This window comes from Brevundimonas sp. UBA6550 (genome assembly GCF_002434505.1).
In the GTDB taxonomy this organism is placed as follows: Bacteria; Pseudomonadota; Alphaproteobacteria; order Caulobacterales; family Caulobacteraceae; genus Brevundimonas.
In genome coordinates this window covers 255,197-268,057 of record NZ_DJKE01000001.1, presented here as the reverse complement: position 1 = coordinate 268,057, position 12,861 = coordinate 255,197, and the positions used below count along the sequence as shown (strand labels likewise).

The 12,861-nt window shown below is 68.6% G+C and carries 14 protein-coding genes; 8 read left to right on the top strand and 6 right to left on the bottom strand.

The window, feature by feature from the left end; all coding sequences use genetic code 11:
• Window positions 1-11: 11 nt before the first annotated feature.
• A complete protein-coding gene (locus B3Z70_RS01245) occupies window positions 12-764 on the bottom strand; it encodes an SDR family oxidoreductase (protein WP_292024120.1) in 753 nt (250 codons plus the stop codon).
• 110 nt (window positions 765-874) lie between these two features.
• Here B3Z70_RS01245 and B3Z70_RS01240 point away from each other — a divergent pair, with 110 nt between their 5' ends.
• From B3Z70_RS01240 to B3Z70_RS01230, 3 genes are all read left to right on the top strand, one after another.
• Window positions 875-1,279 (top strand): winged helix-turn-helix transcriptional regulator, encoded by a 405-nt coding sequence (locus B3Z70_RS01240; protein ID WP_292044466.1) that lies wholly within the window; start codon window positions 875-877, stop codon window positions 1,277-1,279.
• An 82-nt stretch (window positions 1,280-1,361) separates the two neighbouring features.
• Window positions 1,362-1,907 carry a GbsR/MarR family transcriptional regulator gene (locus tag B3Z70_RS01235; RefSeq protein WP_292024118.1) on the top strand — a complete coding sequence of 182 codons (546 nt, stop codon included), beginning with the start codon at window positions 1,362-1,364 and terminating at the stop codon, window positions 1,905-1,907.
• A 51-nt stretch (window positions 1,908-1,958) separates the two neighbouring features.
• Window positions 1,959-2,960 (top strand): SRPBCC family protein, encoded by a 1,002-nt coding sequence (locus tag B3Z70_RS01230; RefSeq protein WP_292024117.1) that lies wholly within the window; start codon window positions 1,959-1,961, stop codon window positions 2,958-2,960.
• A 2-nt stretch (window positions 2,961-2,962) separates the two neighbouring features.
• On the opposite strand, the gene B3Z70_RS01225 is transcribed toward B3Z70_RS01230, so the two are convergent.
• A complete protein-coding gene (locus B3Z70_RS01225) occupies window positions 2,963-3,292 on the bottom strand; it encodes a DUF1491 family protein (RefSeq protein WP_292024116.1) in 330 nt (109 codons plus the stop codon).
• Between the two features lie 94 nt (window positions 3,293-3,386).
• Here B3Z70_RS01225 and B3Z70_RS01220 point away from each other — a divergent pair, with 94 nt between their 5' ends.
• Both B3Z70_RS01220 and B3Z70_RS01215 read left to right on the top strand, forming a co-directional pair.
• Entirely contained in the window at window positions 3,387-4,208 is an 822-nt protein-coding gene (locus B3Z70_RS01220) for a hypothetical protein (protein WP_292044465.1), read from the top strand.
• A gap of 42 nt (window positions 4,209-4,250) precedes the next feature.
• Complete coding sequence (locus B3Z70_RS01215; protein ID WP_292020237.1) at window positions 4,251-4,808, top strand: hypothetical protein; 558 nt, start codon at window positions 4,251-4,253, stop codon at window positions 4,806-4,808.
• Between the two features lie 10 nt (window positions 4,809-4,818).
• On the opposite strand, the gene B3Z70_RS01210 is transcribed toward B3Z70_RS01215, so the two are convergent.
• Window positions 4,819-6,522 carry a sensor histidine kinase gene (locus B3Z70_RS01210; RefSeq protein WP_292020235.1) on the bottom strand — a complete coding sequence of 568 codons (1,704 nt, stop codon included), beginning with the start codon at window positions 6,520-6,522 and terminating at the stop codon, window positions 4,819-4,821.
• Between the two features lie 161 nt (window positions 6,523-6,683).
• Between B3Z70_RS01210 and B3Z70_RS01205 the strand changes: the two genes are divergently transcribed.
• On the top strand, window positions 6,684-7,127 hold the full coding sequence (locus B3Z70_RS01205) for a SufE family protein (RefSeq protein ID WP_292020234.1): 444 nt from the start codon (window positions 6,684-6,686) through the stop codon (window positions 7,125-7,127).
• 4 nt (window positions 7,128-7,131) lie between these two features.
• Here the strand turns inward: B3Z70_RS01205 and B3Z70_RS01200 are convergent, their stop codons facing one another.
• Complete coding sequence (locus B3Z70_RS01200; RefSeq protein WP_292044463.1) at window positions 7,132-9,210, bottom strand: TonB-dependent receptor; 2,079 nt, start codon at window positions 9,208-9,210, stop codon at window positions 7,132-7,134.
• A 48-nt stretch (window positions 9,211-9,258) separates the two neighbouring features.
• Here B3Z70_RS01200 and B3Z70_RS01195 point away from each other — a divergent pair, with 48 nt between their 5' ends.
• Complete coding sequence (locus B3Z70_RS01195; protein WP_292044461.1) at window positions 9,259-10,488, top strand: DUF1624 domain-containing protein; 1,230 nt, start codon at window positions 9,259-9,261, stop codon at window positions 10,486-10,488.
• Between the two features lie 185 nt (window positions 10,489-10,673).
• Here B3Z70_RS01195 and B3Z70_RS01190 read toward each other — a convergent pair whose 3' ends face one another.
• Window positions 10,674-11,396 (bottom strand): DUF6456 domain-containing protein, encoded by a 723-nt coding sequence (locus B3Z70_RS01190; RefSeq protein ID WP_292044459.1) that lies wholly within the window; start codon window positions 11,394-11,396, stop codon window positions 10,674-10,676.
• Entirely contained in the window at window positions 11,393-11,746 is a 354-nt protein-coding gene (locus B3Z70_RS01185) for a chromosomal replication initiator DnaA (RefSeq protein ID WP_292022641.1), read from the bottom strand. The genes B3Z70_RS01190 and B3Z70_RS01185 overlap by 4 nt, the downstream gene beginning before the upstream one ends.
• Window positions 11,747-12,118: 372 nt before the next feature.
• Between B3Z70_RS01185 and ctrA the strand changes: the two genes are divergently transcribed.
• On the top strand, window positions 12,119-12,820 hold the full coding sequence (gene ctrA, locus B3Z70_RS01180) for a response regulator transcription factor CtrA (RefSeq protein ID WP_292022643.1): 702 nt from the start codon (window positions 12,119-12,121) through the stop codon (window positions 12,818-12,820).
• Window positions 12,821-12,861: the final 41 nt, after the last annotated feature.

The following is a 12,861-nucleotide window of genomic DNA, read 5'->3' as shown; positions in this document are numbered from 1 at the left end:
TTTACGACGCCTCAGTGCGCCCCGTTCAGCCGCTCGAACACCGCGTCATAGCCGTTCACCTCGGCGAACCGTAGCGGCTTGACCCGTTCGACCAGGATTTCGCCGCGCGGCGTCTCGCCCCGTTCGATCAGGCCGATCACCTCGGCCGTATAGTCCGCCAGCGGCATGGAGTTGGGGTTCTCCGCATGGCCCGGCACGATGTCGGTGGCCACGGCGGGCGGGGCCAGCTCCAGCACCTCGACCGAGGTGTCGGCCAGTTGATGCCGCAGCGACTGGGTCCAGGAATGCATCGCCGCCTTGGTGGCGTTGTAGGTCGGCGTCGCCGTCAGGGGGATGAAGGCCAGGCCCGACGTCACCGTCATCACCGTCGCCGCCGGTTGCGCCGTCAGATGCGGCAGCAGGGCGGCCGTCAGGCGGATCGGCCCCAACAGATTGGTGGCGATGGTCGCGTCCACCGTGGCCAGGTCGAACGGCTGGGCCTTCAGGTCCTCCAGCTTCATGATCCCGGCGTTCAGGATCACGGCGTTCAGGGCGGGATGGTCCTTGACCACCTGGGCGCCGAAGGCGGCGACGGTGCCGGCGTCCTGCATGTCCAGCGTGGCCCAGGCCATGCCGGGATTGGCGGCGGCCGTCGCCTTCAGCACGTCTTCGCGACGGCCGGTGATGATGATCTGATTGCCGCGCGCGTGCAGCGCCTCGGCCAGGGCGCGGCCTATGCCCGTGCCGCCGCCGGTGATCAGCAGGGTGTTGCCGGTGATGTTCATGATCGTTTCCTCGAGGATGCGTCAGCGATGAAGACGAGGTATGACCTTCACTCTCCAATCGAAAGTAGGCACTTGAAACCGCCCTACTTACCCGCCGGAAAGAAATGGACATGACGGCCGTTCCGCCCGCAAGAATCGCGCATCCCGAAACCGGCGAAACCGCCGATCCGCGTGTAGAGGCCCTGGTCAACGACGTGATCGGCCGCGTCGCCGACAAATGGACCATGCTGATCCTGGAGGTCCTGGCCGAACACGGCGAGCAGCGCTTTACCCGCGTCGGCGACCTGGTCGGCGGGATCAGCCAGAAGATGCTGACCCAGACCCTGCGTCAGATGGAGCGCGACGGCCTGGTCATCCGCACCGTCCACCCCGTCATCCCGCCCAGGGTCGAATACCGCCTGATCGACCTGGGCGTCACCCTGGCCGAAGCCTTCTGCGGCGTCTGGACCTGGGCCGAAAAGAACATCGACCGCATCGAAGCCGCGCGGGCCGCGTTCGACGGCCGCAAGGGATAGGCAGAGGCGGCGCCCCCGCCTCCTTGACTCAAAACGGTGTTCGTCGTTTATTTCTGTCATGACAGAAACGAATGACCGATCTTTGCCGCTCGCTGTCGAGCAGATCGTGCTGCGCTGGGGCGACCTTGGCGGCCAGTGGGGCGTTAACCGTTCGGTCGCCCAGATTCAGGCGCTTCTATATCTCAGCGAGCAGCCGCTGACGGCCGAGGACATCGCAACGACACTGGGGCTGGCCCGGTCGAATGTCTCCAACAGCCTGAAGGAACTGCTGACCTGGAAACTGATCCACCGGGTTCCGGTGCTGGGCGACCGTCGCGATCACTATCAGGCCGAAACCGATCTCTGGCAGATGGCCACCAAGGTCGCCCAGGGCCGCAAGGCGCGCGAGATCGATCCCATGGTCGCCGCCATCAACGAGGCCGTAGCCGGCGTCGACGCCCAGGGTTCCGGCGTCAGCCCGGAGGTTCGCGCCCGGCTGGAGCGGCTGCAGGGTTTCGTCAACACCGTGGACGGCTGGTATCAGCAGATGCTGGACGTGCCGCCTGACACCTTGATGCGGCTGATCCGCATGGGATCCAAGGTCGTCGGCCTGCTCAAGTTCGTCGGCAAGCGGGACCGAGGCGGATGATTCATTTGCCCTTTGATTTCTCTCTCTGCAGAAACAACTGACGAGACCGTCATGACCCAGCAAGACCCCACGACTTCCAATGCCCGCAGACGTCTGAACGGACGTCTCCTGTCGGGCTTCGCCCTGGCCCTGGCGATCGCGTTCAGCGCCTTCGTTCTGTTCTCGGCTTCGCGGGCAGGCTCGGTCTGGTTCGCCAGCCTATGGTTTCTGGCCCTGTTGCCGGCCGTCCTGTGCGCGCTGATCTGCTACATCGGCGACCCGGACAAGACCCGGTCGGTCGGCTTCTACTGGCTTGTGCCTGTGGTTCTGGGCGTGATCGTCTGTCTGGCCTCGGCCTTCATCCTGCATGAGGGGGTCATCTGCATCGTCATGCTGTCGCCGGTCTGGCTGCTCAGCGGCTGGGCGGGCGCGCTCATCATGCGCTCGCAACGTCATCGCCGGGGCGGGACCCTGCAATCCAGCTTCCTGATCATCCCCCTGGCGGCGGCGATGGTGGAGGCGCAACTGCCCATGCCGCACGAAGCCGTCTCCCTCAGCCGCACCGTCGTGGTCCGCGCCGCGCCCGAAGACATCTGGCCCTATGCGGTGTCCAGCCGCGACATCGGCGAACAGGAGGGGCGCTGGACCATCACCCACAACATCCTGGGCATCCCCCGCCCCAAGGAATCCACCGTCGTCGGGACCGGCGTGGAGGCGGTGCGGACGGCCTATTGGGGCGATCACGTCAACTTCGAGGAACGGATCGTCGCCTGGGCGCCCGGCCGCAAACTGGGCTGGGACTTCAACTTCACCAACAGTTCGGTGCAGGACTATACCGACAAGCATATTTCGCCGGATGGCGAATTCCTGAAGATCGAGTCCGGCGACTACGTCCTGCGCCCGATCTCACCCGGCCTGACCGAAGTGACCCTGACGACCCGCTATGTCGCCAAGACCCACGTCAACCCCTATGCCAGACTGTGGGGCGAACTGATGATGGGCGACATTCAGGACAATGTGCTGACCATCATCAAGACGCGGGCCGAGCGCGACGCGGCGCTGGGCCGAATCTGAGGTCAGACCTGCACCGTCTCGGTGATGAAGTGCCGGCCCTGCTTGTCCTCGATCTCCACCACCCACAGGTCGGGATCATAGCCCCGCTGGCGGGCGATATAGGCGTCCAGTTCGCTTTCGCTGTCGGACGTGACGGGCTGGATCCACAGGCGGTCGCCGTCGGTTCCGAAGGCTTCGGTGTATAGGCGGGCGGTGCGGGTGGAGGTGTCATAGGCCTTGACGATGACCGAGCCGGCGCGGTCGTCGCCCTTGTTGACCACGGTCGCATAGGCGCCCTCGATCTGGGCGCGGCGGATCAGGGCGCTGACCCACAGGTCGCTGGAAAGAAGCAATTCGCTAACCCTGCTCGAACACGGAACCCCAACGCTGAGCCGCTAGGGTCGAGGCATGAGGATAGGCCTTTCCCCCCGGCGGACCCAAGCCCTGATGTCGGCGCTGCTGATCGCCGCCACCCCTGCCGCCGCGCTGGCCGCGCCGCAGGACCGCTATTATGAGCGCAGCTTCGTGCTGGCCGCCAACGACCGTTGCGGCCTGTTCGAGCCGCAGCTGACCGCCGCCCTGACGGCGGCCGCCTATCAGGCGCGGGGCGCGGCCCTGCGGGCGGGCGCCAACGACCGGCAACTGGCCGAGACGGCCCAGCGGGCGCGGGCGCGGGCGGTCACGACGCCGTGCGGCTCGGCCGATCTGAAGACGGTTCAGGGCCGGGTGCAGACCGCCTTCTCCGGCTGGTCGCGCACCACGCGGATGCAGTTTCCCGGCGACCGCAGGGGCTGGAGCGCCGACCGCGCCGCCTATGCGCGCCCGACCTGGCGGCTGATGCAGGCGACCACGACCGGCGCTTCGCCCGTGCGGTTCGGGGTGGTGGGCGGCATGGATCGGCCGGATCAACTGGCGGCCGTGGTGTCCTGGCAGGGGCGCTCGCGCCCGACCGGCGTTCGGATCGTGATGCGCGACGCGGGCGTGGCGCCGCGCCCGTGGCTGGCGCAGGGCCTGCCGCCCGTGGTCCAGCGCCGCGCCTTCTGGGCCGCCGGCACGCAGGCGGCCGACCGCACCCTGCTGTCCGAGGGCCGTGCGAACGGCCAGGCCTGGCTGTTCCCCGCCGAGGCCGCCGACGCCCTGTCGCGGCTGGACCCGCGCGAGGTCTTCACCGTCGAGTTCGTCTTCCGCGACGGCAGCATCGCACGCTCGACGTTCGAAGCCGGGGACTTCGCGGCTGGTCGGGCCTTTTTGGCGATGGGACAGGTGTAGGTTCGGGTTGTCGGCGTTCGCCTGACGTGCATTTTTCGGATTATGCGCCAGATGCTGTCAGTCGCCGCCGTTCTTGTCCTGGCCTCGGCCTGCTCGAAGGAGGATCGGCCGCCACCGCCTGTGAGAGTTGTCGCCGAGGCGGACTTCGACCGTGAATACCTATGGGACCAAGCCCCCGCGACGTGGGCGAGTGCGCCGACCCTGGTGATCGCCGAAAGAGACAGTCTTTACCCGACGGTGCCCGACGCCGAGCTGTTGCTGACCTGCGAAGCCGACGGAAGTTTGCATGTGTGGGGCGACGCCTACAGATTTGCGACCGACGTGGGCGGTCCTCCGCAACTGCTGCCGATGTTCGGGCTTCGAAGCCCGGGTGTCTCGCTGTTGGGCGAGCCCGTCTGGGAATACGGCGGCTTCGACATGTTCGCCTCTTACCGGCTGCATCCGTCCAAGAACGAGCTGGCCGCCTTGCTGGGTGGGCCCTGGTTCGAGATCGGCGAACGATATGCGGATGGCGACGGCGCCGTCCGATACCCGCCGCCGCCTGCCGAACTGGCGCATCGGTTCATGCAGCGTTGCGACGAGGTGCGCGAGGCCGGATAAAAGCCGGCGGTCAGGTCTCGGCGAGGATGCGACGGGGCGTCGCCTCGGGCTGTTCGCCCCCCACCACCATCACCGGCAACCGGATCATCACCGCCGCCCCTTCGCCTAGGGTGCTGTCGATGGTCATGCGGCCGCCGTGCAGTTCGGTCAGGCTGCGGACCAGGGATAGGCCCAGGCCCGTGCCTTGGGCCTTCTGGTCGGCGCCGCCGGCCTGTTCGAAGGGGCGGCCCAGGCGTTTCAGGTCTTCGGGGGCGATGCCGACGCCGGTGTCGGACACCGCCAGCTCCAGGTCCGGGCCGTCCGCGTCCAGCGTCAGGGTGACGGAGCCGCCGGCCGGGGTGAACTTGACCGCATTGGACAGCAGGTTCAGCGCCATCTGCTTCAGGGCGCGGGCGTCGGCGCGCACCTTCAATGGCTCGGCCGACAGGACGGCGGCCAGATCCACGCCCTTGTCGTCGGCCTGGAGCCGTACCAGGGCGACGGCGGCGGACACGGCGTCGCGCGCATCGAACTCGGCGACGGCCAGCTGATAGCGTTCGGCTTCGATCTTGGACAGGTCCAAGACGTCGTTGATCAGGTCCAGCAGGTGGCCGCCCGCCTGGTGGATGGCGTCGGCGTAACCGGCGTAACGGTCGGGCATGGGGCCGAACAGGCGCTGGCGCATGATGTCGGCGAAGCCCAGCACGGCGTTCAGCGGCGTGCGCAGTTCGTGGCTCATATTGGCCAGGAAGCGGGTCTTGCCGGCGGACTGGGCCTCGGCCTCGACGCGGGCGGTCTCCAGCCCCAGTTCGCGGGCGAACTGGGCCGTGCCGTCGAACGCCTGGGCGATTAGGCGGGGGCGGCTGGCGGCCCGATCATGGAAGGGGGCGACGATCAGGATGACGCGGCGGTCCAGGGCGCTGCGGGGGCTGAACTGCACCTCGGCCGGCTGGCCCGACAGGGCGCGCGACAGGGCGGCGGAGACAGCCGGCCGGTCCGGCGCATGGGCGCTGGCCACCAGACCCTGGTCGATCAGGGCCGGAACCGACAGGGCGGGCGGGGCGGCCCCCCACGTCGCGACCGCATGGCCCGACGGCTCCAGCAGCAGGGTCAGGCCGGGCTGGTCGTGCAGCAGGGCGGCGATGCGGTCGGCCTGGTCCTGCGCCTCGACCAAGCGGCGGCGACGCTGGCCCCAGGTCAGGCGCAGGGCCGATCCGACGGCGCCCAGGGCCAGAAAGGCAGAGGCGGCGGCCAGCAGCGGTTCCTGCGCCTCCGGCCCGTTCAACCAGCTGGACGTCAGGCCGCTGAACAGCGGCGGCAGCACGCCGCCCACCCCCAGCCAGGTCAGGCCGTCGCGGCCGTCGCGTTCGTGATCCAGGGCCACGCCCGCCGCCAGCGGCAGCATGACCAGACCGGGCAGGGCGCCGGTGACGCCCCCGGTCAGGCCCGCCGCCGCCGTCGCCGCGACCAGCCAGGCGACCATGATCGTCAGCCGCAGCGCCAGGGTGTCGCGCACCATCAGCGCCACCCCCAGCACCCCGGGCAGGGCCATGATCAGAAGCGCGGCCAGCGGTCCGTTATGCAGACTGCCCGTCATCTGGGCCGACAGGGCCGTCAGGCTGACCGCCACGGCCCAGACGGCGTGCCACAGGGCCACCAGCGGCGCGCCCGACCGGGCGTCATGCGGCGGCGGGCGCGGGTCGTCCTGGAAGCTGTGGCGAGGGAAGGGTGTCAATCGGTCGGGCCGGTGTTCTGTCTGATCCCAGATTAGTCCCCGCCTTGAGTCGGTGCGAGGCCGCTCCCCCCTCAGGCGAACCCCATCGCGGCGTTCACCATGAATATCGGGGGACAAAACGGCCGGTTGTCGTTAACGGCGCGGCGGCCTATCCAGCGCCCATGACCGCAAGCGACCCCACGCCCCCGACCGACAGCCTGGATCAGACCCTGGCCGAACTGGCCGAGGATTTCGACCTGCTGGGCGATTGGGAGCAGCGGATCGAATATGTGATCGAACTGGGCAAGGGGCTGGCCCCGCTGGACGAGGCCGACCGTGTCGAGGCCAACAAGGTGCCGGGCTGCGCGGCCCAGGTGTGGCTGGCCGTGACGGCTGCGGACGGGCGCCTGTGGTTCGCCGCCGACAGCGACAGCGCCCTGTCCAAGGGCAATATCGCCCTGTTGCTGAAACTGTATTCCGGGCGCACGCCGTCCGAAATCCTGGCCTTCGACGCCAGGGCCGCGCTTGACCGCCTGGGCCTGCCCTCGGCCCTGACGCGCCAGCGCGCCAACGGCCTGAACAGCATGGTGGGGCGGATCAGGGAGGCGGCGCTGGCGGCGGGGTGAAGGCTTACAGCGCGATCCTCAGCGACGCCCTAACGCTGCGCGGCGCGCCGGGGAAGATCCACAGGGCGCTGTAGGAGCTGGCGGCGTAGCGTTCGTCGAACAGGTTGTCGACCTCGACCCGCGCCGTGACCTGGCGCGTCAGCCCATAGTCCAGCGCCGCCTTGGCCTTCCAATAGGCGGGCAGTCTGACCGGATCGGCGGTCAGGGCGCCGGCGCGGTCGCCGACATAGGCCGCGCCCGCCATCACCGACCAGTCCGTGCCGTGGGCGGTGGGGAACCGGCCGATGACGAACAGCGAGCCGGAATGTTCGGGCACGTTCAGCACGGCGTCGCTGGCGAACCGGCTGTCGTCGGCCTTGGCGTCGGTCCAGCTGTAGTTGGCCACCACCTGCCAGGCGTCGTCGATCTTCAGCGAGCCGTCCAGCTCGATCCCGCGCGTGGTCAGCTTGCCGACCGGGGCCAGATAGTTGGAATCGACCGGGTCGGTGGTCAGGATGTTCGACTTCTCGATGTCGAAGACGGTGGCGGCCAGGTCCAGCCCGTCCCAGGCGCCGGCCAGACCGATCTCGGACCCCTGGCCCTTCTCGGGCGCGAAGCCCGCGCCGTCGCGCCCCGTGCCCGAGTTCAGCACGAAGGAGCGGCCATAGCTGGCGTGGGCGGTGACGTTGTCGGTCAGGCGGTAGCGGGCGGCGAAGCGATAGTCGAACGGCGTGTCCGCCGCCTCGCCCACGGCGCCGGTGCGGTTGTTGCGGATGCGCTGGCTGTAGTCGTCCAGCCGCAGGCCCGCCGACAGGCTCAGGCGGTCGTTCACCTCCCACAGGTCCTGGGCGTACAGGGTCACGACCTCGCGCGTCTCCAGATTGTCGGTGAACGGCAGGGGCGTGGGCGCCGGGACCGCCCCATAGACCGGGTCGAAGACATTGATCGGATAGGGGTTGGCCGCCGTCGGATTGATCCGCAGCCACTTCTCTCCATAGGTCAGCTTGTAGCCCTTGAGCCCGAAGGCGAGGTTGTGGACGCCCGGGCCGGTCGCGACAGCGCCCCGCACCTCCAGCCGCGCCGACAGGTCCTCGACGGAGAAGTCGCGGCCCCGACGCTGGCGCCACAGCTGGTCGCCGACCAGGCGCGACTGATCGCTGGACAGGCCGCGCAACGAGCCGCCGCGCCAGGCGATCCCGCCGTTCAGGCTCCAAGCGCCGTTCAGGGCGTATTCGCCCGTGACCTGATGCCGTTCGTTGCGGAACCGGGTCGGGCCGTCGCCCGGCTCGCCGTAGTAGTTGGATTCCGGCAGGGCCAGGGCGTCGCCGCCGATCGCCGGCATCCCCCGGTCGAACAGAGTGGTGAAGGTGGTGAACTCGCCCACATAGGTCAGGCGCAGATCGCCATTGGGCCGCCAGGTCAGGGACGGCGCGACCACCGTCCGGTCCAGCCCGACATTGTCGCGCCAGCCCGTGCTGGTCTCGCCCGCCAGGATCAGCCGCCCGGCCAGGGTCTCGGTCACCGGGCCGGTGACGTCCAGCTCGCCGCGCCGCAGGCCGAAGGAGCCGACAGTTCCGGTGAACGCCGCCTCTGTCGCGAACCGGGGCGTCTTGGAAACCAGATTGACCCGCCCGGCCGGATCGATGTCGCCAAACAGGGCGCCGGACGGGCCCTTCAGCACCTCGATCCGCTCGGCCGTGGCCGGGTCGCGGGGCGGGGCCATGCCGCGATTGGCCAGGAAGCCGTCGACGTAATATTCCGCCCCGCCGTCGGGCGTGCCCAGAAAGCCGCGAATGGCGAAGTTGTCCATCACCCCGCCGCGATTGTTCTGCTGGCTGACGCCGCTGACCAGCTCCAGCGCATCCGCCAGGCGCGTGGCCCCGACCGCCAGGATCAGGTCGTTCTCGATCGAGCGGCTGGACGGGGACATGGTCTCGGTGTCGCGCCCGGCGCCCAGGGTGCGGTCGCGCGGCGCCGCGCGGCGGCCCAAGACGACGATTTCGCTCAAGGCGGCCGGTTCGACCGCCGCCTCCGGCGCAGGCGCGACAGGCGGTTGGGCGGCGGCCAGCAGGCAGGCGCCGGCGCAGCTCGAAAGCAGGGACAAGTCAGGCTCCGTTTGAAACGTTATAATATATCGGCTATCCGTTTCGGCATGATGCTGTCAACCGCCGCAACGCTTTCGCCTTCCGCCCCGTCCCGCGCCCTCGCCCGATCCCGCATCGCCGCCGGCGTGGGCGGGCGCATCCGCTCCATCGACGCCCTGCGGGGGCTGGTGATCCTGCTGATGCTGGTGGACCATGCGCGGGAGTTCTTCTTCATCCACGCCCAGGTCTCGGACCCGATGGACGTTTCGACGACCACGCCGGGCCTGTTCTTCACCCGGCTGTCGGCCCACCTGTGCGCCCCGGTGTTCGTCGCCCTGACCGGCCTGGGGGCCTGGCTCTATGCGGACAAGACCGCCGCGGGCGGGAACCGGGCGCGGGCCGCCTCGGGCTTTCTGCTGAAGCGCGGCCTGTTCCTGGTGGCGCTGGAGCTGACGGTGGTCAGTTTCGCCTGGACCTTCTCCCTGACGCCGCAGACCCTCTATCTGCAGGTGATCTGGGTCATCGGCCTGTCGATGATCGCCCTGGCGGGGCTGGCGTATCTGCCGCGCCCGGCCCTGATCGCGGTCGGTCTTGCGATCGTCCTGGGCCACAATCTGCTGGACACGATCAGCCTGCAGCCGGGTCAGCCGGGCCATGCGATATGGGCCATTCTGCACGACCGGGGCTTCATCGACCTGTCGGGGTTGGGGCTAGGCGTCGAACAGGCCCGAACCTCCTATCCCCTGCTGCCGTGGATCGGCGTTATCGCCCTGGGCTATGGCGTCGGTCCCTGGTTCGCGGGGCCGCAAGGGGTGCGGCTGAAGCGTCTGGCGGCGACCGGCCTTTCGGCCTTGGCCCTGTTCGCGGTCCTGCGCGCGATCAACCTGTATGGCGATCCCACCCCGTGGACCGTGCAGGCGACGCCGTTGCAGACGGCGATGAGCGTGCTGAATCTGACCAAATATCCGCCGTCCGCCGATTTCATCCTGCTGACCCTGGGCGTCGGCGCCCTGCTGCTGGCGGGGCTGGAGCGGGCGTCGGATCGGCTGGTCGGCCTGTTGGCCGTGTTCGGCGCGGCGCCGCTGTTCTTCTATCTGATCCACCTCTACGGCCTGCATCTTCTGCAACTGGCGGCGCTGGCGGTCCTCGGGCCCAATCAGGGCGATGGCTTCGCCGTGCCGGGCGTAGGCTGGCTCTGGGCGCTGGCGGCCGTCGTCGCCATCCCCTGCTGGTTCGCCTGCCGCTGGTTCGCCCGGATCAAGCGGACCAGCGGCCAGCCCTGGATGAAATACCTCTAGGTCCAAACCGAAGTCAGCCGAAGACCGTCATTCCGGGGCTGAGCGCAGCGAAGAACCCGGAACCCAGGGCCACGCTCACGCTGCTGGACGCCTTTGATGCCGGATGCGAAGCCCGGGGTTCCGGGTTTGTCCTTCGGACGCCCCGGAATGACGATTGTGGGCCAGATTGATCGCGTATCGGCGCGCTAGACCCCGATCCCATAGTGTTCGGCCAGGGCCTGGAGCGCGTGTTTCAGCACCGTCTTGCCCTGGCGGCGACGCAGGCCCAGGCCGGTTTCGGCCAGTTGCAGGCTGTCGCCATGGATGCAGATGCGGTTCAGCATCGGACGCAGGCGCGGGCCGACCACCGCCAGCGCCGCCTCCACCCGGCGCCCGGCCGACAGGGCGCGGTCGCTCGGCTCCAGCCGCGCGGCGGTTCCGGCGCCCGACGTCGGCAGGGCGTCCCAGCGCATGGTCAGGGACGGGCCGCGCAGGGCGAACTCGGCCTCGCGCCGCAGACGCTCCCCGGCCGCCGCCTCGGCCGGCGTCAGCCAGGGGCGGCCCGAGACGTCCTTTCGCCGCGCCAGCCAGGCGATGGGGCTTTCGCCCAGATTGGCCGCCCGCCGCGCCACCCGTCCGTCCGGCTGGATCAGGTCGCGTTCGCCCAGGACCACCCCCGGTCGGCCGGGGGGAGGCGGGGCCGCCGTCTCCCCTTCGGCCCGCGCCTGCCACCCGCCGCCGGGCCGGGCGCGCAGGCCGGGCCGTTCGATCAGGGCCCTGAACTCGGCCTCGTTCAGGCTCAGGCTGATCCGGCTGCGCCGATCCGCCGACAGCCGCAGCGCATAGCCGCCGCCTCCGTCGCCGCTGGGGGCCAGCCAGGCGCCGGGGCGGGTCATCAGGTTGCGCGCCCGCTCCACGATCCGGCTCATCGGGCCAGGTCCAGGACGGGCGGCTGATACAGGGCCTGGATGCAGGTCTCCAGCTCGTTCAGCAGGTCGTCCAGCGTGCGCCGGTCCCGTTCGTCCTCCACCCAGCGGCAGGCCGCGCCGACGCTGGCGCGGTTGACCCCGAAGACGTGGCTGACCCGCTCCAGCGTCCAGCCGAAGGCGACGTGCGACAGATACATGGCCACCCAGCGCGGCCGGGCCGTGCGCGGATGCATCCGGCCCCGGCCCATCATCTGCGACGGCCGCGCCCCCGTCCGCGCCGCGACCAGATGGATGGCCAGCCCGGCCTTGATCCGATCCTCCTCGCTGACCGGCACGATATAGTCTTCCACGGCGAACGCCTCCCTGTTCTTCTGAACCCACGCCGACACCATAAGGCGCCTCGACCCTGCGATAGGAATAAATGCCTATCCAACGTCAAAATCGGTCGTGGCGCCTTAACCGCCTTGGGGTTGTGGGGCGGGCGATGTGCTGGCTGGGGTCGGGGCGTCGTCCGCGTCGCGCCGGGCGGCGCGGGGAACATGGTTAATAATTTTCGAATCGTTGACTCCGCCCACTCGACGCCGATTCGCAAATCAGCCTAGATTCGACTCAATCGAATGGCGTTAACCCTTCTTAAGGTTTTCACGTCTTAACCTGCGAACAAGGTTACCCGGCCGTGTGCCAGGGTGGTTACCGCAAAGCTATGGCCTGGAGGGGCACGAATGCGCGTCCTGTTGATTGAAGACGATCACGCAACTGCCCAAAGCATCGAACTGATGCTGAAGTCGGAAGGCTTCAACGTCTACACGACCGACCTGGGCGAAGAAGGCATCGATCTGGGCAAGATCTATGACTACGACCTCATTCTTCTTGACCTCAACCTGCCGGACATGAGCGGCCTGGAAGTCCTGCGCCAGCTGCGCGTGAGCAAGGTCAACACCCCCGTCATGATCCTGTCGGGCAGCCACGAGATCGAAACCAAGGTCAAGACGTTCGGCGGCGGCGCCGACGACTACATGACCAAGCCCTTCCACAAGGACGAGTTGATCGCGCGCACCCACGCCGTGGTCCGCCGCTCGAAGGGTCACGCCCAGGCCATCATCCACACCGGCGAGATCGCCGTGAACCTGGACGCCAAGACGGTCGAGGTGAACGGTCACCGCGTGCATCTGACCGGCAAGGAATATCAGATGCTGGAGCTGCTCTCGCTGCGCAAGGGCACGACCCTGACCAAGGAAATGTTCCTGAACCACCTGTATGGCGGCATGGACGAGCCCGAGTTGAAGATCATCGACGTCTTCATCTGCAAGCTGCGCAAGAAGCTGGCCACCGCCGCCGACGGCAAACACTATATCGAAACCGTCTGGGGCCGCGGCTACGTCCTGCGCGACCCGTCCGAGAGCGTCGTCACCGTCGCCGCCTGATCGGTTTTCGATCCTGAGATGCTGAAACGCCCGCCGGAAAC

Coding starts and splice junctions, on each gene's coding strand:
- B3Z70_RS01245 (WP_292024120.1), bottom strand. CDS start 764: ATGAACATCACCGGCAACACCCTGCTGATCACCGGCGGCGGCACGGGC.
- B3Z70_RS01240 (WP_292044466.1), top strand. CDS start 875: ATGACGGCCGTTCCGCCCGCAAGAATCGCGCATCCCGAAACCGGCGAA.
- B3Z70_RS01230 (WP_292024117.1), top strand. CDS start 1,959: ATGACCCAGCAAGACCCCACGACTTCCAATGCCCGCAGACGTCTGAAC.
- B3Z70_RS01220 (WP_292044465.1), top strand. CDS start 3,387: ATGTCGGCGCTGCTGATCGCCGCCACCCCTGCCGCCGCGCTGGCCGCG.
- B3Z70_RS01215 (WP_292020237.1), top strand. CDS start 4,251: ATGCGCCAGATGCTGTCAGTCGCCGCCGTTCTTGTCCTGGCCTCGGCC.
- B3Z70_RS01205 (WP_292020234.1), top strand. CDS start 6,684: ATGACCGCAAGCGACCCCACGCCCCCGACCGACAGCCTGGATCAGACC.
- B3Z70_RS01195 (WP_292044461.1), top strand. CDS start 9,259: ATGATGCTGTCAACCGCCGCAACGCTTTCGCCTTCCGCCCCGTCCCGC.
- B3Z70_RS01190 (WP_292044459.1), bottom strand. CDS start 11,396: ATGAGCCGGATCGTGGAGCGGGCGCGCAACCTGATGACCCGCCCCGGC.
- ctrA (WP_292022643.1), top strand. CDS start 12,119: ATGCGCGTCCTGTTGATTGAAGACGATCACGCAACTGCCCAAAGCATC.